The following is a 19997-nucleotide window of genomic DNA, read 5'->3' on the forward strand; positions in this document are numbered from 1 at the left end:
CGAGCGCCCTGCGCCTGCCTTCAGCGTACGTTCAGCGCCCGCTCCACCCCTGCCGCGTAGGCCGGATCGATCCGGCGGAAGTGCTCGAGCTGGACCTGCACGATATCGGCCGGCACGCCCTGCATCGCCGCCGCGATATTGCCGAACAGGCGCTGGCGCTGGCCGTCGTCGAACAGCTGGAACAGCGCGCGCGGCTGGCTGTAGTAATCGTCGTCGTCCGCGCGGTGGTCGAAGCGGTCCGCGACCGCGCCGACCGACAGCGGCGGCTCGACCGCGCGCTCGCCGGCCGCGAAGGCGCCCTGCCGGTTCGGCTCGTAGTTCAGCTTGCTGCCCTGGTTGCCGTCGACGCGCATCGCCCCGTCGCGATGGAAGCTGTTGTGGAACGGGCATTTCGGCGCGTTGACCGGAATCTGGTGATGGTTGACGCCCAGCCGGTAGCGCTGCGTGTCGCCGTACGAGAACAGCCGGCCCTGCAGCATCCGGTCCGGCGAGAAGCCGATGCCGGGCACGATGTTGGACGGGTTCATCGCGACCTGTTCCACCTCGGCGAAGTAGTTGTCCGGATTGCGGTTCAGCTCCAGCACGCCGACGTCGATCAGCGGATAGTCGGCATGCGGCCAGACCTTGGTCAGATCGAAGGGGTTGATGCGATACGTCGCCGCGTCGGCCTCCGGCATGATCTGCACCTGCAGCTTCCAGCGCGGGAAATTGCCCTGCTCGATGTTCTCGTACAGGTCGCGCTGCGCGCTCTCGCGGTCGCCGGCCACCACCTTCGCCGCTTCCTCGTTGGTCCAGTTGGCGATGCCCTGCTGCGACTTGAAGTGGAACTTGACCCAGAAGCGCTCGCCCGCCGCGTTGATGAACGAGTAGGTGTGCGAGCCGAAGCCGTGCATTTGCCGGTAGTTCTGCGGCAGGCCGCGATCGCTCATCAGGATCGTGACCTGATGCAGCGATTCGGGATGGCGCGACCAGAAGTCCCACACCGCAATCGGATCGCGCAGATTGGTGCGCGGATTGCGCTTCTGCGTGTGGATGAAGTCCGGGAACTTGAGCGGATCGCGGACGAAGAACACCGGCGTGTTGTTGCCCACCACGTCCCAGTTGCCCTCGTCGGTATAGAACTTGATCGAGAAGCCGCGCACGTCGCGCTCGGCATCGGCGGCGCCGCGCTCGCCGGCCACGGTCGAGAAGCGGATGAACAGCGGGGTCTGCTTGCCGACCTCGGCAAAGATCGACGCCTTCGTGTACTGCGTAATGTCATGCGTCACGGTGAAGGTACCGTGGGCGCCCGAGCCCTTGGCGTGTACCCGGCGCTCGGGAATGACCTCGCGGTCGAAGTGCGCGAGCTTCTCGAGGAACCAGACGTCCTGCAGCAACATCGGGCCGCGCACGCCGGCGGTCAGCGAATTCTGGTTGTCGGCGACCGGCGCGCCGGCGGCGGTGGTGAGGATGTCCTTGGTGTCCTTGTCCTTATCCTTGCTCATCGTGACCTCTGCTTGTGGGGGGTGCGGGAAGACGGAAACGCCATGAAACCGGTGCGGCTGACTGCCAGGGCCGGCCGTGAGACTACGCGGCCATTGCGATGCCACCGTGACGGCGGCTGCCGCAGACGGTCTCGCTGGCCCGCCGTCAATAGACGGTGGCGAAACAGGCCAGGCAGTCGGTCAGTTGACGGCGCAGGTCGCGCCAGACGGTGCCCGGGACGGGCAACGGCGAGGGACGATTGCGGTTCATGCTGACTCCTTCTGCGAGCGGTATCGTGCGTCGATGGAAGGAGTCTAACAATCACCTATTGGTATAGGAATTTAATTATTTAAAACTATGATATAGCGAAAAGCTAACAGCGGCAGCGGCGTCGGCAGTCATGGCGCGTCGGCCAGCAGCGCGCGGCGCGGCATTGCACCGCGCCGGTCGACGACACCCGGGAGGGAGAGAAGGGTCAGGCCGCCTTGGCCAGCGCGTCCGGCGTCAGCTTGCGCACGCCCGGCAGTTCGCACGCGGCCACCGCCGCGCACAGCGCTTCCATCGCCGGCAGCCGGGTGAAGCTCTTGCGCCAGGCCAGCACCACGCGGCGATCGGGCACCGGCTCGGCGAACGGCACATAGGACAGCAGGTCGTTGCTGGCATGCATGTCCGGCACCGAGGTACGCGGCAGCACGGTAATGCCGACGCCGCTGGCGACCATATGGCGAATGGTTTCGAGAGACGAGCCCTCGAAGGTCTTCTGGATGCCGTCGGCCGCCTGCGAGAACCGCGACAGTTCAGGGCAGACGCCCAGCACATGGTCGCGGAAGCAGTGGCCGCTGCCCAGCAGCAGCATGGTCTGCTGCTTCAGTTCGTCCGGCGCGACATGCTCGGCCTTTTCCAGCTGATGGCCGCGCGGCACCGCGACGACGAAGGGCTCGTCGTACAGTGGCCGCACCGTCAGACCGGAGTCGGGGAACGGCTCGGCCATGATCGCGCAGTCGATCTCGCCCTGCTTGAGCAGCTCGATCAGCTTGACCGTGTAGTTCTCCTGCAGCATCAGCGGCATCTGCGGCACGGTGTGGATCATCTGCTTGACCAGCGCCGGCAGCAGATACGGCCCGATCGTGTAGATCACGCCGACGCGCAGCGGCCCGGCCAGCGGGTCCTTGCCCTGCTTGGCGATCTCGCGGATCGCCATGGTCTGCTCCAGCACCCGCTGCGCCTGCGCGACGATCTGCTCGCCGACCGCCGTCACCGAAACCTCGGAGGTGCCGCGCTCGAAGATCTGCACGTTCAGTTCGTCCTCCAGCTTCTTGATCGCCACCGACAGCGTGGGCTGCGACACGAAGCAGGCCTCGGCGGCACGGCCGAAATGGCGCTCTCGCGCGACGGCAACGATGTACTTCAATTCGGTCAGCGTCATGTCGTATCGGCTTGGGAGGTTGCGGTGGAGCGGGCGACAGCGTGAAGGCTGTGACGGCGTCTCGGCACGGCTGGGCCGGGGGCGAGACCGTCGAATCGCCGCGAAAGCACGTCACAGAAGTGCTTCGCAAATTATCGCCTTTTCAGAAGCGATAGATTTTACCTTCGAATCGACGTTCTGTCAGAGCCGCGCGGCAATGCGGCGCAGGAGGCTCTTCTGCTGTTGCCGCGCAAGTGCGGCCCCGGCGGGCGACGGCCACGGCCTCGGCCACGGCGGCCGATCTCACGCCTTGAGGTAATGCTCGCGCCCACCAAGCCAGCGCGACAGATGCGCCTGCGCGGCCTCCGGATAGCGGCTCAGCAGCAGCTCGGCCGCCTGCTGCGCCGGCTCGACCAGCCAGGCGTCGGTCTCGAGGTCGGCAAAGCGCAGCATCGCCTCGCCCGATTGGCGGGCGCCGAGGAATTCGCCCGGGCCGCGGATCTGCAGGTCGCGGCGCGCGATCTCGAAGCCGTCTGTGGTCTCCCGCATCGTCGCCAGCCGCTGCTTGGCGGTCGGCGACAGCGGGGCCTGGTACATCAGCAGGCAGACCGATTCGGCGCTGCCCCGGCCGACGCGGCCGCGCAGCTGGTGCAGCTGCGCCAGGCCGAAGCGCTCGGCATGCTCGATCACCATCAGCGAGGCGTTGGGCACGTCGACGCCCACTTCGATCACCGTGGTCGCCACCAGCACCTGCAGCTGGTTGGACGAGAAGGCGTCCATCACCGCGGCCTTCTCGGCCGGCGGCAGCCGGCCATGGACCAGTCCGACCTTCAGATCCGGCAAGGCGGCGGCCAGCGTCTCGTAGGTCTCCTGCGCGGTCTGCAGCTGCAGCGCCTCGCTCTCCTCGATCAGCGGACAGACCCAATAGACCTGCCGACCCTGCGCCGCGGCATGGTGCACGCGTTCGATCACCTCGTCGCGGCGCGCATCGTTGACCAGCCGGGTGACCACCGGGCTGCGGCCGGGCGGCAGTTCGTCGATCACCGACACGTCGAGGTCGGCGTAATAGGTCATCGCCAGCGTGCGCGGGATCGGCGTGGCCGACATCATCAGCTGGTGCGGCACGGTGGCGCGTTCGTCCGTGCCGGCGCCGCCCTTTTCCGATCCTTCCGCCCCTTCTGCCTTGCCGCGCAGGGCCAGCCGCTGCGCCACGCCGAAGCGATGCTGTTCGTCGACGACCGACAGCCCGAGCTTCGCGAACCGCACCGCGTCCTGGATCAGCGCATGCGTGCCGATCGCCAGTTGCGCCTGGCCCGACTCGACGCGCGCCACCGCCTCGCGCTTGTCCCGGCTCTTGAGGCTGCCGGCCAGCCACACCACCTCGACGCCCAGCGGCGCCAGCCAGCCCGACAGCTTGCGGTAGTGCTGCTCGGCCAGGATCTCGGTCGGCGCCATCAGCGCGGCCTGGTAGCCGGCGTCGATCGCCTGGCAGGCGGCCAGCGCGGCGACGATGGTCTTGCCGCTGCCGACATCGCCCTGCAGCAGCCGGTGCATCGGGTGCGGCGCGCCCATGTCGGCGGCGATCTCCTTGACCACACGCTGCTGCGCGCCGGTCAGCGCGAACGGCAGCGCGGCGAGGAAACGGTCCAGCAGGCCGCCGGCGCGGCGCGGCATCGGCGGCGCGTTGCGGGCGCGGCGGGCCGCCTGCGCGCGCTTGAGCGACAGCTGCTGGGCCAGCAGCTCGTCGAACTTGATGCGGACCCACGCCGGGTGCGAGCGGTCGATCAGCGCGGCCTCGTCGACCTGCGGCGGCGGCGCGTGCAGCAGCCGCAGCGATTCGGCCAGCGGCTGCAGCTTCAACGGCGCCAGCAGGCCGTCCAGCAGCGGCCGCGGCAGCGTCTCCGGCAGCGGCGTGCGCTGCAGCGCCCCGCCGATGGCCTTGCGCAGATAGCCCTGCGAGATGCCGGCGGTGGCCGGATAAACCGGGGTCAGCCGGTCCGGCAGCGGCTCGTCGGGGCCGACCGGGCGCACCACCGGATGGATCATCTCGGCGCCGAAGAAGCCGCCGCGCACCTCGCCGCGCACGCGCAGCCGCACCCCTTCGGCCATCTGCTTGGCCTGGCTGCCGTAGAAATTGAGAAAGCGCAGCGTCAGCTCGCCGCTGTCGTCGGCGATGCGGACCACCAGCTGCCGGCGCGGCCGCAGCGTGACCTCGCTGGAGACCACCTCGCCCTCGACCTGCACGGCCAAGCCCAGCCCCGCCCGATGCACGGCCTCACGGATCGGCAGCAGCGTGGTCTCGTCCTCGTAGCGCATCGGCAGATGCAGCACCAGGTCGACGTCGCGCTTCAGTCCGAGCTTGGCGAGTTTGGCCATCGCCGATGACGGCGCGGCGGGCTTGCCGGACTTCGCGGGCTGCGCGGCCCTGGCGGGCTGGGCGGACTTGCCGGCCGGCGTTGGCGATGGCGGCTGGTCGTCTGGCTCGGGCTTGCGTTCGCTGGCGGTGACGGGCATCGAGGCGGTGGTGGCCGGGGCGCGGCGGCGCCCCTGACGTATCGGATCGGATCGTGGGAAACGGCTGAGCCGTCGGTGCTCCGGGGTTGCCCCGGCGGAATACTCGCCATCACGGCAACCGCGGCAAGCCTGGCGGCCGAAGCCTTACAATAGCGGGTCCGCCGATTGTACCCATGCCTGCGCCGCGCGCTGCAGGCGCCACCGGCGGTTTCCCGACTGCTGCCGTCCCGTTTCGTATGCGCCGGCCTCGTTTCGAGGCGCCGGCCCCTGTCCATTTATGCTGACGCTGTCCGATTTCGATTTTCCGCTGCCGCCCGAACTGATCGCCCAGACCGCGCTGCCCGACCGCAGCGCGAGCCGGCTGCTGGTCGTGCGCACCGGCGCGGACGGCGCCACCGAACTGGACGACCGTGCCTTCGCCGACCTGACCGACTATCTGCGCCCGAACGACCTGCTGGTGTTCAACGACACCCGCGTGATCAAGGCGCGCTTCTTCGGCCACAAGGCCAGCGGCGGCAAGATCGAGGTGCTGGTCGAGCGCGTGCTGGACACCGACACGGTGCTGGCGCAGGTGCGCGCCTCGAAGACGCCGGCCGAAGGCAGTACGCTGCGGCTGGCCGACGCGTTCGACGTCACGGTCGGCGCTCGCGTGGACCAGTTCTTCACGCTGCGTTTCCCCGAGCCGGCGCTCGATCTGATCGAGCGCTTCGGCCGCCTGCCGCTGCCGCCGTACATCACGCACGATCCCGACGCCTACGACGAAAGCCGCTACCAGACCGTCTATGCCCGCCATCCGGGCGCGGTGGCGGCGCCGACCGCGGGGCTGCATTTCGACGACGCGCTGTTCGCGCGGCTCGACGCCCACGGCGTGCGGCGCGCCTTCCTGACGCTGCACGTCGGTGCCGGCACGTTCCAGCCGGTGCGCACCGAGAACCTGGCCGAGCACAAGATGCACTCGGAGTGGTACGCGATCTCGGAGGAACTGGCGCAGGCGGTGCGCGACACCCGCGCCGCCGGCGGCCGCGTGATCGCGGTCGGCACCACGTCGCTGCGCGCGCTGGAATCGGCCGCGACGCCGGAGGGCGAGCTGCTGGCCGGCAGCGGCGACACCGACATCTTCATCACGCCGGGCTATCGCTTCAAGCTGATCGACGCCCTGATCACCAACTTCCACCTGCCCAAGTCGACGCTGCTGATGCTGGTCTCGGCGATGGCCGGCATCGAGCCGATCCGCCTCGCCTATCGCCATGCGGTCGAACAGCGCTATCGCTTCTTCAGCTATGGCGATGCGATGCTGCTGCATCGCCAGCCCTGAGCCGCTGCCCCGCGCTCGCGCCCTACCGCTCCGTCCGCCGGCACGTCACCACCCACCGAATCTCCGCCACCGTACGCCATGCTCCAATTCGAACTGATCACCACCGACGGCAACGCCCGCCGCGGCCGCGTCACCCTGAACCACGGGGTGGTCGAGACGCCGATCTTCATGCCGGTCGGCACCTATGGCTCGGTCAAGGCGATGTCGCCGCTGGAGCTGAACGAAATCGGCGCGCAGATCATCCTGGGCAATACCTTTCATCTGTGGCTGCGGCCGGGGCTGGAGGTCATCGACACGCATCAGGGCCTGCACCGCTTCGTCGGCTGGGACAAGCCGATCCTGACCGACTCGGGCGGCTTCCAGGTGTTCTCGCTGGGCGAGCTGCGCAAGATCACCGAGGACGGCGTGACCTTCGCCTCGCCGGTCAATGGCGACAAGCTGTTCCTGTCGCCGGAAATCTCGATGCAGATCCAGCGCACGCTGAACTCGGACATCGTGATGCAGTTCGACGAATGCACGCCGTACGAGATCGAGGGCCGGCCGGCCACGCACGAGGAGGCGGCGCGCTCGATGCGGATGAGCCTGCGCTGGGCCAAGCGCTCGCGCGACGAGTTCGAGCGGCTGGCCAATCCGAACGCGCTGTTCGGCATCGTGCAGGGCGGCATGTTCGAGGACCTGCGCGACGAGTCGCTGGCGGGCCTGTCGGAGCTCGGCTTCCACGGCCTGGCGATCGGCGGGTTGTCGGTCGGCGAGCCCAAGGAAGACATGATGCGGGTGCTCGAACACGTCGGCCCGCGGCTGCCGGCGGACAAGCCGCACTATCTGATGGGCGTCGGCACGCCGGAGGATCTGGTAGCCGGCGTGGCGTCCGGGGTCGACATGTTCGACTGCGTGATGCCGACCCGCAATGCGCGCAACGGCTGGCTGTTTACCCGCTTCGGCGACGTCAAGATCAAGAACGCGGCGCACCGCAACGACCCGCGCCCGCTGGACGAAAGCTGCGCCTGCTACACCTGCCGCAATTTCTCGCGGGCCTATCTGCACCATCTGCACCGGGTCGGAGAAATTCTGGGCGCGCGGCTCAATACGATCCACAATCTGTATTACTACCTGCAGCTGATGCGCGAAATCCGCGAGGCGATCGAGCAGCACCGCTTCGACGCCTTCCGCCGCCAGTTCGCCGCCGACCGCGCGCGCGGCACGCAGTAGACCGGCCTGTGGGACCGCGCCCGCCGACCGTGCGAGACCGGCCCGTCCAGGCGGGCGACGCCAGCGTCAGAACCGGCCGAAGCGGGTGATAGAATGCCCGATTCCTTGAATCTAATTTGTGACGGAGAAGCAACGTGCTGATTTCGAACGCATTTGCCCAGACCGCCGGCGGGGCCGGCGGCGCGGCGGGTGGCCTGATGAGTTTCCTGCCGATCATCCTGATGTTCGCGGTCCTGTGGTTCATCATGATCCGCCCGCAGATGAAGCGGCAGAAGGAAGCCAAGGCGATGCTGGAAGCGCTGGCCAAGAACGACGAAGTCGTCACCGCCGGCGGCATCCTGGGCCGGGTCACCAAGGTCAACGAGCAGTACGTGACGCTGGAAATCGCCGAAGGCACCGAGATCACGGTGCAGAAGAACGCCGTCACCGCAGTGCTGCCGAAGGGTTCGCTGAAGGCGCTCTGAGCCCCTCGCTCTCTCAGGCCTTGCGGATTTTCCGCAGGGTTCCGGCACGCCGCCAATAGCGTGCCCGCACAGCCGCCTGGCCCCGCCCCGGGAAGTCTCCGGTCGGGCCAGGCGGCTGTTTGCCAACCGGTTGCCGGCGCGACACGCCCGCGGATTCCCGTCCGCGTGCCGCGCCGGCCGTAGAAAGACCGTAGAAAGACTGGCCGAAGATGAATCGCTATCCGCTTTGGAAATACCTCGTGATTCTGGTGGCACTGACCATCGGCATCCTCTACACGCTGCCCAACTTCTTCGGCGAGGCGCCTGCGGTGCAGGTCTCGTCGGGCAAGGCCACGGTCAAGGTCGATCTGGCGATGCAGAAGCAGATCGAACAGGTGCTGGCGCAGAACGGCTTGCAGCCCGACGGCGTGTTCTTTGACGTATCGGGGCAGTCCGGCTCGGTCAAGGCGCGCTTCCGCACCACCGACGAGCAGCTGCGCGCGAAAGACGTGCTGTCGCGCTCGCTGAACCCTGACCCCAACGACCCGACCTATGTGGTCGCGCTGAACCTGCTGTCCGGCTCGCCGAAGTGGCTGACGTCGCTGCATGCGCTGCCGATGTACCTCGGTCTGGACCTGCGCGGCGGCGTGCACTTCCTGCTGCAGGTCGACATGAAGGGCGCGGTCGACAAGAAGCTCGACAGCCTCGCCGGCGACGCCCGCACGGTGCTGCGCGACAAGGGCATCCGCCACGGCGGCGTGGACCGCAACGGCGACCGCGTGACGGTGCGCTTCAACAATCCCGAGGACGCCACCCGCGCGCGCGGCGTGCTGGCTGACAGCCTGCCCGACCTGACCTTCGCGATGGAAGGCAACAACGTGATCGGGACCTTCACCGAGGCGGCGCGCCGCGCGGTGCAGGACGCCGCCGTGAAGCAGAACATCACCACGCTGCACAACCGCGTCAACGAACTGGGCGTGGCCGAGCCGGTGATCCAGCAGCAAGGCGCCGAGCGGATCGTCGTGCAGCTGCCGGGCGTGCAGGACACCGCCAAGGCCAAGGACATCATCGGCCGTACCGCCACGCTGGAGGCTCGCCTGGTCGATCCGGACGCGCCGCGCGCCCCGCGTCAGGGCGACCCGATCCCGTTCGGCAGCGAGCTGTTCCTGCACGGCAACGGCGCCCCGGTGGTGCTGAAAAAGCAGGTGATCTTCACCGGCGACCGCATCGAAAGCGCGTCGGCCGGCTTCGACCAGAACCAGCGCCCTTCGGTCAACATCAAGCTCGACGCCCAGGGCGGCCGCGTGCTGCGCGACGTCTCGCGCGAGAACATCGGCAAGCCGATGGGCATCGTGCTGTTCGAGAAGGGCAAGGGCGAAGTGCTGACGGTGGCGACGATCCAGTCGGAACTGGGTTCGAGCTTCCAGATCACCGGCTCCTACTCGACCGAGGCCGCCAACGACCTGGCGCTGCTGCTGCGCGCCGGCTCGCTGGCCGCGCCGATGGAGATCATCGAAGAACGCACCATTGGCCCGTCGCTGGGCGCCGACAACATCGAGAAGGGCTTCGATTCGGTGGCCTACGGCTTTGCCGCGATCGCGGTCTTCATGGTGCTGTACTACCTGCTGTTCGGCGTGTTCTCGGTGATCGCGCTGGGGGTCAACCTGCTGCTGCTGATCGCGGTGCTGTCGATGCTGCAGGCCACGCTGACGCTGCCCGGCATCGCCGCCATCGCGCTGGTGCTCGGCATGGCAATCGACGCCAACGTGCTGATCAACGAGCGGATCCGCGAGGAGCTGCGCGCCGGGGTATCGCCGCAGATGGCGATCGCAGTCGGCTTCGACCGCGCCTGGGCCACCATTCTGGATTCGAACGTGACCACGCTGATCGCCGGCCTGGCGTTGCTGGCCTTTGGTTCGGGCCCGGTGCGCGGCTTCGCGGTGGTGCACTGCCTGGGCATCCTGACCTCGGTGTTCTCGGCGGTGTTCTTCAACCGTGGCCTGGTCAATCTCTGGTACGGCCGCAAGAAGAAGCTGCAGAGCGTGTCGATCGGCCAGATCTGGCGGCCCACGCCGGACAACAAGGGCACCGTGGCCAACAAGTGAATGCGAGCCGCGCGTGGCCCTGCCCCGCGGCTCCGGTTTGAAGAAACACCCGAACGCAGCACGCTGCAGCAGATACAGGATTCACCATGGAATTCTTCCGCATCCGGCGCGACATTCCGTTCATGAAGCACGCGTTGATCTTCAACGTGATCTCCTTCGTGACGTTCTTCGCCGCCGTCTTTTTCCTCTGGCAGAAGGGCCTGCACCTGTCGATCGAGTTCACCGGCGGCACGGTGATGGAGGTCAGCTACCAGCAGCCCGCCGACCTCGAACGGATCCGCGGCCAGGTCGGCAAGCTCGGCTACTCCGACGTGCAGGTGCAGAACTTCGGCACCTCGCGCGACGTGATGATCCGCCTGCCGCTGCAGAAGAGCGCCGACGGCAAGCCGATCAGCTCGGCCCAGCAGAGCGAGCAGGTGATGGGCGCGCTCAAGGCGGTCTCGCCCGATGCCAATCTGCAGCGCGTCGAATTCGTCGGCCCGCAGGTCGGCAGGGAGCTGGCCACCGACGGCCTGCTGGCGCTGCTGTTCGTGATCGCCGGCATCGTGATCTACCTGTCGATCCGCTTCGAATGGAAGTTCGCGGTGGCGGGCATCATCGCCAACCTGCACGACATCGTGATCATCCTGGGCTTCTTCGCCTTCTTCCAGTGGGAATTCTCGCTGTCGGTGCTGGCGGCCGTACTCGCCGTGCTCGGCTATTCGGTCAACGAGTCGGTGGTGATCTTCGACCGGATCCGCGAGAACTTCCGCAAGTACCGCAAGATGACGACCCACGAGGTCATCGACAACGCGATCACCAGCACGATGTCGCGGACCATCATCACGCACGGCTCGACCGAGATGATGGTGCTGTCCATGTTCTTCTTCGGCGGCCCGACGCTGCACTACTTCGCGCTCGCGCTGACGGTCGGCATTCTGTTCGGCATCTACTCGTCGGTGTTCGTCGCCGCGGCGCTGGCCATGTGGCTGGGCGTCAAACGCGAGGACCTGATCAAGGGCGAAAAGAAGGCCGGCGGAGCCGACCGCGACGATCCGAACTACGGCGCGCAGGCATGACGAGCCGGTAGTCAGGAAGCACGCATAAAAAAACGGGGCCCAGGCCCCGTTTTTTTATGCGCCCGCTCCGCGAGGGGGGCGAGAGGGAGCCGGCGGACCGGCATCCTTCATCCTTCAGAACTGCTCGATCCAGACCGCCACCCGATCGGCGCCGAACTGGGTCGACGCCGGCGCCAGGCGGGAGACGATGGTGTTGCCGTCGCGCAGCATCTCCAGCGCATTGCCGCTGCGATCGAGCCACAGCAGCGCGGCAAACCACGCCGCGTGCTGCTCCGACACCGTCGTTCCGACCGGCGTGCCAAGGAATTCGGACAGTACCGGCGACGACAGCCACACCAGAGCGTCACCATCGCGGCGCACCGCCTCCCCCAGCTGCTGCGCGATCACGCCCAGCGCATCGGCGCCGGTGTCATGCGTCGCACGCAGTTGCGCCAGGCGATTTGCCACCGCATGGCCGAAGGCGCCGCTGCGCTGGCTCTCGGCGCCTACCAGATCGGCGTAGTCCATCCTCGCCCAATCGGGCTCGGGACCCCTGGCGCCCGCCAGCACGGCGGCAGCCAGATAGGTCTCGACCGGCTGGAAGCGCTCGGGACCGATCAGGCTGGCGCACAGCGCGCGCACCATGCCGATGCGGGCGGCCAGCGTCTGGCGCTGGATCACGCTGAGCTTCTCGCGCACCAGCTGGTCGCGCTCGCGGCGCAGGCCGGCGATCTCCAGCGCCTGCTTGAGCTCCATGCGCAGCGCGGTGATGTCCCACGGCTTCTTGATGTAGCGGTGGATCTGCCCTTCGTTGACCGCCTGCACGGTGGACTCGAGTTCGGAATACGCGGTCGTCAGGATGCGGACGATATGCGGATAGTGCTCGCGCGCGTGGCGCAGCAGCTCGTTGCCGTATTCGCCCGGCATGCGCTGGTCGGAGACCAGCACGGCCAGCGTGTCGCCATGCGCTTCGAGCAGCGCCTTGCCCTCCTCGACCGAACCGCCGGTGACGACGGGCGCCAGCCCGCCGATCGCCCTCTGGAAATACTTGACCGCGGTGGCCTCGTCGTCGACGAACAGAATCGCGGGCGGCGATGCCTGGTTGTCGTTCGGTTCGTTCATTGACCGCTCCTATTGCTGTGCATTCGATTCTTCGTGTGAGGGAATTCCAGCGTCACGGTGGTGCCGGCGCCCGGAATCGACTCGATCCGGATGCCGCCGCCGAACGACTGCATGACGCGGTTGCAGAAAATCATGCCGAGGCCGTTTCCGCCGGCGGCGGCATGCGTGGTGACCGGATCGACCAGCAGGCGCTCCATCACATCGGGCGGAATGCCTGGGCCGTTGTCGCTGATGCAGATCACGGGGTCGGGCTGCGCCACCACACGGAAGCGCAGCGACGGCTTGGGGACATCGGTCAGCGCCCGCAAGCCATTGTTGAGCAGCGACGACAACACCAGCGACACGCAGTTCGGCAACGTATGGACGATGAAATCGCCATGCAGTTCGACCTCGACCCAATTGCGCTGCGCACCGGTGAACGGATAGCTGTCGAGCAGCGCCATGATCAGGCTGCCGGCGGTGATGTCGCGATCGTTCTCGCTGGTCAGCGGCCGCTCCCCATTGCCGCGCACCGATTGCAAGAACGACGAGATCACCGCCAGGCAGTACTGCGCATTGCTGTGCATCACCGCAGCCGCTTGCCCGATCTCGGCCTGGCGCTGCGGATCGTATTCGGCGCTGCTGCGGCTTTCAACACCGCGGGCGAAATTCGCGATAGCCGCCAGCGGGGTGTTAAGTTCGTGCGCCAGGAACGCCAGCGTCTCGTCGATCGCGGTCAGCCGCTGGTGCCGCGACTGCCGTTCGCGATGGCGCTCGCGCGCCAGCGCCAGCACGTCGCGCACCGCCTGCAGGCCAAGCGGCTTCTCGAGGATGCGAAACACCTCGCCGCTGTTGACCGTCTGCAGCAGCATGTCCTTGTCGGCGTACGCCGTCACCAGGATCCGCACGATCTGCGGATACTCGGCGGCGACCTGCCGCAGCAGATCGGCCCCGTTGCGGCCCGGCATGCGGAAGTCGGTGACCAGCACCGCGGTGCGGCCGCTGTCGTTGCGCAGCATCTCGATGGCCTGATCCGCGCCCTGGGCGACCAGCACTTCGTACTCCGCGCCCGCCGCCCGGGCAAAGTACTTGCAGGCCATCTCCTCGTCGTCGACGTAGAGCACGGTCAGCCGCGCCTGGCGCAAATCGATCCGCTGTTCCGTCATGGCGCGCTCATTCCGCCCGCGGCAGATCGAAGCTGAACGCGGCCCACTGGCCCAGTTCGCTTTCAGCGAACAGCACGCCGCCATGCCGCTCGATCACCGCATAGCTGATCGACAGCCCCAGGCCCAGCCCCTGCCCGACCTCGCGCGTGGTGAAGAAGGGCTCGAACACGCGCGCCAGATTTTCGCTGGGGATGCCGGGGCCGTTGTCGCGTACGTTGACATGCAGCCGGCCGTCCTTCCACACGACGGTGGTATGGATCGCCGGTGCGGCCGTGCCGGCCTTGCGCATCGCCAGCGCCGCGTTCGAGAACAGATTGATCAGCACGCCGATGATGGCCGCCTCGTCGCCGAACACCAGGGTGTCGGGCGGCAGCTCGCGCGTCATCCGCACGCCGCGCAGTTCGTGCGCGGTCAGCCGGCTGGCCGAGTCGAGCGCCTTTTCGAACAGGAAGGGCCGGCCCTCGACCTCCGCGCCGGGCTGCCGGTAGGCAAAGATCTTCAGGTCCGAGACGATATGCTGGATCCGCTGCATCCCCTGCCGGGCATCGATCAGGCATTCCTGCAGCGAGGCGCTTTCCTTGGCCTCCGGCTCCTCCAGCGCGATCTCGATTGCCATCAGGCAGAAGTTGACCGGGTTGTTGACCTCGTGCAGCAGTCCCGCGGCCAGCGTACCGACCGCGGCCATCTTCTCCTGCTGCAGCAGCTGGCCCTTGATCTGCGCCAGGTTCTCGTTGATGCGCGCGAGCTCGTCGTTCTTGTTCGCCAGTTCTTCCTTCAGCCGGAACAACTGGAAGCGGCCCTTCTCGTTGAAGTAGGTGTAGACCGCGCTGGCCGCGCCGGCAAACAGCACGAACAGCGAATTGACGAGGAAGGTGCCGACCGGATGCAGGCCATCGGGATGCAGCAGGCAGGCCACCAGGTAGCACAGGTACGACAGGCCGCCGAACACCACGTTCTGCCACAGGCCGAACGGCAGCGCGATGCCCGACGCGAAGATCGCCAGATTCAGGCCGACGTAGTACGGCGAGGCAACGCCGTCGGTCTCCCAGATCATCCACGCGATCATCAGCTGCGGCAGCAACAGCCATGACAGCGTCAGCCAGGGGGCCAGCCTGCGTCCGTGCTGGCTGTACAGCACCAGCACGATGCCGGCGATCAGCATCGAGACGATGATGCGCGCGACCGCGAACGGCACCTGCCACTCCGGATACTGGCCGTAATCGAGCCCCATGCCGAGCAGCACCAGCACGATGGCGGTGTAAGCCCCGCCGCGGCTGAACGCCAGGCGAAAGTCGGCCAGTTCGGCCTGGTATCCGGCATAGAGTCGGTTGACAGTCATGGCAGATCGGCGGCGCCGCCTCAGGAGATGGTGGCTTCAGCGAATACGTTGACGCCCGTGGCGTCGACATAGACCTGGTGGTCGGTCGACTGCTCGGGCAGCAGACTCAGCATCTTCGCTTCATCGCGATAGATCAGGTACCACTCGAGCAGATGCTCCATCCCGTATCGCTCCGGATTGCTCGAATGGACGTTGGTGACCAGCACCCGCCCGCCCGGGCGCGTGCGCGCGGCGAAATGGTTCAGCAGCCGGGCGCAGACCTTGTCGGACAGATAGTCGAACAGGCCGGCGCAATAGACCGCGTCGAACTCGCGTACCGAGGGGTCCTCGACCGCGATACGGCGCTTGAGCAGCTCGTGCACCGACTCGTGCACCATCTCGACCTGCATGGTGCGGCCCGCCTCCCGGGCGGCCCGATGGATCGAACCGCGAGTGAATTCGAGCGTCTCTTCGCTGAAGTCGACCAGCTGGAACGACAGCCGCTCCGGCTCGCCGTATTCGCGCGCAAAGCGCTGGATTTCGAAGGCCGGGCCGCAGCCGACGTTGAGCACCCGGAACGGGCGCCCCGCCGCACGGGCGCTGTCCGCCTGTCGGCTGAGGAACTCGACCAGCAGGTCGATGCGGTTGCGGTGCGCGGTGGCGACCGCCGCCTTCAGGAAGGCCGTATTGACGATCTGGAAGTAGGTGGTGGGCCCTTGCTGCGGATCGCTCAGGATCTGGTTGACCATCTCGTAGTCGCCGGCGTAGCCCAGCGGCTTGGTGAAGGTGCGATAGACGAAGGGCGCGCGCAGCAGCAGCGGATGCAGCGCCGATTGCGCATAGGTGCGATGCACCGGCGCGAGCTCGACATCGACGCGCTCCGCCTCCCCTTCCAGCCGGTCCAGGTACGACTTGACCTTCACCATGATTGGCGTGGCCAGCTCCTGGAACACGTCCTCGCGCAAGCGGCCGTCCACCTTGGGCAGGCTTTCGGTCAGGTCCACCTGCTCGACCCAGCGCGACACCTCGGACAGGAAGGCGCGCATCTCGTTGACGGCGATCTGGTAATCGCGGCGGATGTTGAAGCGCGTGTCCCAGTCGCTGACGAACAGCTCCGCCTCGCGGCCCACCGAGCGCGGCTCGTTGGGCAGGTCGCTCAGCTCGCGCCATTCGTCGATCAGCGTCAGCGAGACCACCGCCGTGAGACCGGTATTGACCAGGCTCATCACCACCGCTTTGCCAAGATAGGCGTTCTTGGCCCCGATCCTCACGCTCAGGTCGCTCAATACCTCGCTGACCTGGACAATCGAGTACGGGTTATAGACTTCCATCACCAGAGATTTTCTCTGGAGATTAATGATCGTGCCCCGCACCTGCTCGCCCTGCGAGTTGCGGAAGCTGACCACCGGATCAATTTGCGTTTGGGAGTACACGGTTTTGCGCCAGGGAAAATCCGAAGAATGCGGCTGGCTCATGCCGACACAGGGGTCGGAACGGTCCGGCGCGGCATGGGCGAAGGAACTCGCGAACGGCTCGGCGAAGGCGATGCGCGGAAACTAGGGGTTGGGCATACGCTTGCGATCCTGATCGGGAAGTGAGCGGCGAAGGGCAGGCTGCGGGACTGCCGCGGGGCCAACGACAGGCCGATGCGGGCCAGCAGCCTGACCGAAAGCCGGCCGGCAGCGGCCTCGAACGCGAGCGGGCGACGGCGGCCCCGGTCTCGCTCCCGGGGCCGCCAGGTGCGAATCAGCGACCGATTGTACTGTGGGCCCCTGTCACGGACAACGACCCTCATCCCAACGAGGGGGAGCCGCCCCACATGCCCCCCACCGCGGGAGGGTTGCCGCCAATGAAAAAGGGCCGGATGAAACCGGCCCTCGAACGGCAATGATGGCAATGCCGATGCGGGAATGCGGATGCGCACCGGGGCGCCCCGGCATCAGTCGGCCCGCACGCCCTCGACCTGGATCGCCAGCTTGACCTCGGGCTTGAAGCCCATCTTGATGCCGTAGTCGATGCCGAAGTCGGCGCGGTTGAAGGTGGCATAGGCGTCCGCACCGCAGGCCTCGCGCTTGAGCATCGGATGCTGGATGCACTTGAACTCGCGGATCTCCAGCTTGACCGGCTTGGACACGCCGCGCAGCGTCAGCACGCCGTCGACCTCGGTGGGCACATCGCCGGCGAACTTCGAGAACTTGCCCTTGTAGGTCGCCTCGGGATAGGCCTGCACGTCGAACATGTCGGGACTCTTGGCGTGCTCGTTCATCTTGCCGTGGCCGAAGTCGATCGACGCGGTATCGATCTTGATGTCCAGCGTGCCGGTCCTGGCGGCGCGGTCCAGCGTGACGACGCCGCTGGACTTCTCGAACTTGCCGCGCCACTTGGACAGCCCGCCCAGGTGATCGGCCTCGAAGCTCGGATACGTATGGGTCGGATCGAGGTTGTAGGTCACGGCGGCAGCCGAGGCAAGGCCAGCGAAGGCGGTGGCGGAAGCGGCGGCGAGGATGGCGGCGGCGGTACGCAGTTTCATGGGTTCTCCGGTAAGCGGTTGGGTTCGCCGGGTTGGTCCGGCGACGATGGTAACGGTGGTTTCAGGGTGAGATCGCGAATCCGGGACAATGCCGGGGACAATGCCTCGGGGCAGTGCTTCGGGCGGTGCGGGTTCAGGACCGGGCGTTCGTGACGAGACGGAACTTGATCTGGACCTCGTCGGCGACCACCGAGGTGTCCTTCCACTCGCCCTCGCCGATATTGAAGACGCTGCGCTTGATCGGCAGGACCCCCTCGAAGACCTGGTTGGCACCTTCCTGGCGATAGGTCGCGGGCACCACCACGTCCACGGTCTTGCCCTTGATGGTCAGCTTGCCCGCGACATCGAACTTGCCGGCCGCGGCGGGCTTGATGCCGGTCGATTCGAACACTGCCTTGGGAAAGCGCGCAGCATCGAACCAGTCCTTGCCCTTGACCTCCTTGGTGGTAGCGGCATCGCCGATCTCGAAGCTCGCCACGTCGATCTCGACCTTGGCGCTGGAGGCGGCCAGCTTGGCCGGATCGAAGTCCACCGCGGCGGCAAATCGCTTGAACTTGCCTTCCATCGGCACGCCGATCTGGCGCGCGACGGCGGTCACCGAGCTCTTGCCGGCATCGAGTTGCGCGGCGGCGAGATTGGCGGCAAATCCGGCGCAGGCCAGCGACGCGGCCAGCAGCAAGGCACCGGGACGGGGAATACGTTTCATCGAGGGCTCCTCGTTTTGATTCGGTCAATGCGGAACAACGGGAATCGGGCGGCTTCTCACGGATTCTGGGGATTCTCGCGGTTTTTCGCCGGACTCAACGCAGGAACGGCAGCATGCGGCCGAGCGTGCCGTCGCGGTCGAGCCACTGGTGCTTCAGCGCGGCGGCGGCATGGACGACGACGATCGCGGCCATCAGATAGTTCAGCCAGATATGGGCCAACTTCAGCGTTTCCTTCAGCGCGTCGTTCGGCTCGATCAGCTGCGGCAGCGGCCACACACCCAGATAGACGACCGGCACGCCGGCGGCGAGGCTGTACAGATAGCCGGTCACCGGTACCACCAGGATCAGCAGATAGAGCAGCCAGTGGGCGGCCTTGGCCGCGCCGGCCTGCCAGGCCGGCATGCCGGCCACCGGCGCCGGGGCGGCATGGGTCAGGCGCCAGAGCACGCGCAGCACCGCCAGCGCGAACACCGTCACGCCCAGCCATTTGTGCCAGGAGTACAGCTTGAGCTTGGTCGGCGTGAAGCCCGGGATGTCGGTCATGTAAAGACCGAGCCCGAAGGCTGCGAAGATCAGCAGTGCGATGATCCAGTGCAGACCGATCGCGGTCGCGCCATAGCGCGCGGGGGGAGTGGAACGCATCGATGAAATCCGGCTTCGGTCTTTATTCTTTCGGCAGACGCTGTTAATTCTCGCATTATTGCGTCCGGAAAGTGACGTCGGGAAGGCGGAAGTTCATTGAGTCGTTCAAAGCATTTGAAGGCTATGTCTGTGCGGAACTTGCGGGCGATCCATCAAGACCGTGAATTTCCTCAGGCCAGCCAGTTTTCATACCGCAAATCCGGCACGCGGGAAAACTCGGACACGTTGTCGGTCACGAGCACAGCGTCGATCGCGAGGGCATGCGCGGCGATCAACATATCGTTGGCGCCTATCGGCTGGCCGCAACGCTCCAGACCGGCACGCAAGCGGCCATAGTGGCGATCGACGTCGCCATCGAGCGGCAGCACGCGAAGGGTGCTCAGGGCCTGTTCCACTCGGCGTGCCAACTCGGCAGAGCCTTTCTTGGCAACACCAAAGCGCAATTCAGCGGCCACGACAATGGACGTGCACAACGCCGCGGCGTCCATCGTCCCGATACGCGCGGCACAAGCGCCGCGCGTATCTCGCAGGGCGACCGACACGATGTTCGTGTCGAGCAGATAAAAGGGCATCAGAGATCTACCGGTTCGGCAGGCCGGTCATCAATGTCCGGCCACGTCTCGTCCAGCGGCTCCCATTGCGCCAGAAGCGCGCGAAACGAGGTCACGGGAATGGGTTCGATAATCAATTTGTCGCCCTCTCGACGCATGATGGCCTCTTCTCCAGGTAGCTCGAATTCGCGCGGTATCCGGACGGCCTGATTGCGGCCATTGCGGAAAAGCCGCACATGCCGGGCTTCGGTGTTCGTGGTCATGCTGCACTCCTTGGCATATGGCAAAGCATATGCCAATTGCAGCGGCGGCGCCAGGCTTCCGGCCATCTGTGCGATGGTATCGACTCGGCCCGGTTGTGAAATAGGAGGCGCGGACATCATTCGACGAAGTCCCGTAACGGTGCGTTATAGCCGGCAGGAAGCAAAAAGCCGCCCCATGGGCGGCTCGGTGGAACAGGACGCGAGGCGCGATCCGATGCCGCGACCCT

17 protein-coding genes are annotated in these 19997 nt (G+C 66.6%); 5 read left to right on the top strand and 12 right to left on the bottom strand.

Annotated features, from left to right (window positions below; all coding sequences use genetic code 11):
• Positions 1 to 20: 20 nt before the first annotated feature.
• The 3 genes from HTY53_RS01125 to recG all read right to left on the bottom strand — a co-directional run bounded on the left by HTY53_RS01125 (position 21) and on the right by recG (position 5383).
• Positions 21 to 1484: a catalase gene (locus tag HTY53_RS01125; RefSeq protein WP_174104543.1), complete on the bottom strand. Its 1464-nt coding sequence runs from the start codon at positions 1482 to 1484 to the stop codon at positions 21 to 23.
• Positions 1485 to 1939: 455 nt separating this feature from the next.
• The gene (locus tag HTY53_RS01130) at positions 1940 to 2890 is read right to left on the bottom strand and encodes a LysR substrate-binding domain-containing protein (protein ID WP_174104544.1); all 951 of its coding nucleotides are present in this window, start codon (positions 2888 to 2890) and stop codon (positions 1940 to 1942) included.
• A gap of 282 nt (positions 2891 to 3172) precedes the next feature.
• Positions 3173 to 5383 (bottom strand): ATP-dependent DNA helicase RecG, encoded by a 2211-nt coding sequence (recG, locus tag HTY53_RS01135; protein ID WP_174104545.1) that lies wholly within the window; start codon positions 5381 to 5383, stop codon positions 3173 to 3175.
• Between the two features lie 277 nt (positions 5384 to 5660).
• On the opposite strand from recG, the gene queA reads away from it, so the two are divergent.
• The 5 genes from queA to secF all read left to right on the top strand — a co-directional run bounded on the left by queA (position 5661) and on the right by secF (position 11513).
• On the top strand, positions 5661 to 6698 hold the full coding sequence (gene queA / locus HTY53_RS01140; RefSeq protein WP_174104546.1) for a tRNA preQ1(34) S-adenosylmethionine ribosyltransferase-isomerase QueA: 1038 nt from the start codon (positions 5661 to 5663) through the stop codon (positions 6696 to 6698).
• 78 nt (positions 6699 to 6776) lie between these two features.
• A complete protein-coding gene (gene tgt / locus HTY53_RS01145; protein ID WP_174104547.1) occupies positions 6777 to 7907 on the top strand; it encodes a tRNA guanosine(34) transglycosylase Tgt in 1131 nt (376 codons plus the stop codon).
• A 134-nt stretch (positions 7908 to 8041) separates the two neighbouring features.
• Positions 8042 to 8371 (top strand): preprotein translocase subunit YajC, encoded by a 330-nt coding sequence (yajC, locus tag HTY53_RS01150; protein WP_149316660.1) that lies wholly within the window; start codon positions 8042 to 8044, stop codon positions 8369 to 8371.
• A gap of 209 nt (positions 8372 to 8580) precedes the next feature.
• Positions 8581 to 10455: a protein translocase subunit SecD gene (secD, locus tag HTY53_RS01155; protein WP_174104548.1), complete on the top strand. Its 1875-nt coding sequence runs from the start codon at positions 8581 to 8583 to the stop codon at positions 10453 to 10455.
• An 86-nt stretch (positions 10456 to 10541) separates the two neighbouring features.
• Positions 10542 to 11513: a protein translocase subunit SecF gene (gene secF, locus HTY53_RS01160; protein ID WP_174104549.1), complete on the top strand. Its 972-nt coding sequence runs from the start codon at positions 10542 to 10544 to the stop codon at positions 11511 to 11513.
• A gap of 114 nt (positions 11514 to 11627) precedes the next feature.
• On the opposite strand, the gene HTY53_RS01165 is transcribed toward secF, so the two are convergent.
• The 9 genes from HTY53_RS01165 to HTY53_RS01205 form a co-directional block, all read right to left on the bottom strand.
• Entirely contained in the window at positions 11628 to 12614 is a 987-nt protein-coding gene (locus HTY53_RS01165; protein WP_174104550.1) for a response regulator, read from the bottom strand.
• Entirely contained in the window at positions 12611 to 13759 is a 1149-nt protein-coding gene (locus HTY53_RS01170; RefSeq protein ID WP_174104551.1) for a hybrid sensor histidine kinase/response regulator, read from the bottom strand. The genes HTY53_RS01165 and HTY53_RS01170 overlap by 4 nt, the downstream gene beginning before the upstream one ends.
• Positions 13760 to 13766: 7 nt before the next feature.
• On the bottom strand, positions 13767 to 15098 hold the full coding sequence (locus HTY53_RS01175; protein ID WP_174104552.1) for a sensor histidine kinase: 1332 nt from the start codon (positions 15096 to 15098) through the stop codon (positions 13767 to 13769).
• Positions 15099 to 15118: 20 nt separating this feature from the next.
• On the bottom strand, positions 15119 to 16510 hold the full coding sequence (locus HTY53_RS01180; RefSeq protein ID WP_174104553.1) for an SAM-dependent methyltransferase: 1392 nt from the start codon (positions 16508 to 16510) through the stop codon (positions 15119 to 15121).
• Positions 16511 to 17016: 506 nt separating this feature from the next.
• A complete protein-coding gene (locus tag HTY53_RS01185; protein ID WP_174104554.1) occupies positions 17017 to 17607 on the bottom strand; it encodes a YceI family protein in 591 nt (196 codons plus the stop codon).
• Between the two features lie 133 nt (positions 17608 to 17740).
• A complete protein-coding gene (locus HTY53_RS01190; protein WP_174104555.1) occupies positions 17741 to 18313 on the bottom strand; it encodes a YceI family protein in 573 nt (190 codons plus the stop codon).
• A 94-nt stretch (positions 18314 to 18407) separates the two neighbouring features.
• The gene (locus tag HTY53_RS01195; RefSeq protein ID WP_174104556.1) at positions 18408 to 18956 is read right to left on the bottom strand and encodes a cytochrome b; all 549 of its coding nucleotides are present in this window, start codon (positions 18954 to 18956) and stop codon (positions 18408 to 18410) included.
• A 170-nt stretch (positions 18957 to 19126) separates the two neighbouring features.
• Positions 19127 to 19528: a type II toxin-antitoxin system VapC family toxin gene (locus HTY53_RS01200; RefSeq protein WP_174104557.1), complete on the bottom strand. Its 402-nt coding sequence runs from the start codon at positions 19526 to 19528 to the stop codon at positions 19127 to 19129.
• Positions 19528 to 19770: an antitoxin gene (locus tag HTY53_RS01205; RefSeq protein ID WP_174104558.1), complete on the bottom strand. Its 243-nt coding sequence runs from the start codon at positions 19768 to 19770 to the stop codon at positions 19528 to 19530. Before HTY53_RS01205 ends, HTY53_RS01200 begins: the two co-directional genes overlap by 1 nt.
• Between the last annotated feature and the right edge of the window lie 227 nt (positions 19771 to 19997).

This window comes from Cupriavidus gilardii (assembly GCF_013314895.1).
Lineage (GTDB): Bacteria > Pseudomonadota > Gammaproteobacteria > Burkholderiales > Burkholderiaceae > Cupriavidus > Cupriavidus gilardii_C.

Excerpts from the sequence above, each read along its gene's own strand:
- HTY53_RS01125 (WP_174104543.1), bottom strand. The coding sequence starts at position 1,484 with ATGAGCAAGGATAAGGACAAGGACACCAAGGACATCCTCACCACCGCC.
- HTY53_RS01130 (WP_174104544.1), bottom strand. The coding sequence starts at position 2,890 with ATGACGCTGACCGAATTGAAGTACATCGTTGCCGTCGCGCGAGAGCGC.
- recG (WP_174104545.1), bottom strand. The coding sequence starts at position 5,383 with ATGCCCGTCACCGCCAGCGAACGCAAGCCCGAGCCAGACGACCAGCCG.
- queA (WP_174104546.1), top strand. The coding sequence starts at position 5,661 with ATGCTGACGCTGTCCGATTTCGATTTTCCGCTGCCGCCCGAACTGATC.
- tgt (WP_174104547.1), top strand. The coding sequence starts at position 6,777 with ATGCTCCAATTCGAACTGATCACCACCGACGGCAACGCCCGCCGCGGC.
- secD (WP_174104548.1), top strand. The coding sequence starts at position 8,581 with ATGAATCGCTATCCGCTTTGGAAATACCTCGTGATTCTGGTGGCACTG.
- secF (WP_174104549.1), top strand. The coding sequence starts at position 10,542 with ATGGAATTCTTCCGCATCCGGCGCGACATTCCGTTCATGAAGCACGCG.
- HTY53_RS01165 (WP_174104550.1), bottom strand. The coding sequence starts at position 12,614 with ATGAACGAACCGAACGACAACCAGGCATCGCCGCCCGCGATTCTGTTC.
- HTY53_RS01170 (WP_174104551.1), bottom strand. The coding sequence starts at position 13,759 with ATGACGGAACAGCGGATCGATTTGCGCCAGGCGCGGCTGACCGTGCTC.
- HTY53_RS01175 (WP_174104552.1), bottom strand. The coding sequence starts at position 15,098 with ATGACTGTCAACCGACTCTATGCCGGATACCAGGCCGAACTGGCCGAC.
- HTY53_RS01185 (WP_174104554.1), bottom strand. The coding sequence starts at position 17,607 with ATGAAACTGCGTACCGCCGCCGCCATCCTCGCCGCCGCTTCCGCCACC.
- HTY53_RS01190 (WP_174104555.1), bottom strand. The coding sequence starts at position 18,313 with ATGAAACGTATTCCCCGTCCCGGTGCCTTGCTGCTGGCCGCGTCGCTG.
- HTY53_RS01195 (WP_174104556.1), bottom strand. The coding sequence starts at position 18,956 with ATGCGTTCCACTCCCCCCGCGCGCTATGGCGCGACCGCGATCGGTCTG.
- HTY53_RS01200 (WP_174104557.1), bottom strand. The coding sequence starts at position 19,528 with ATGCCCTTTTATCTGCTCGACACGAACATCGTGTCGGTCGCCCTGCGA.
- HTY53_RS01205 (WP_174104558.1), bottom strand. The coding sequence starts at position 19,770 with ATGACCACGAACACCGAAGCCCGGCATGTGCGGCTTTTCCGCAATGGC.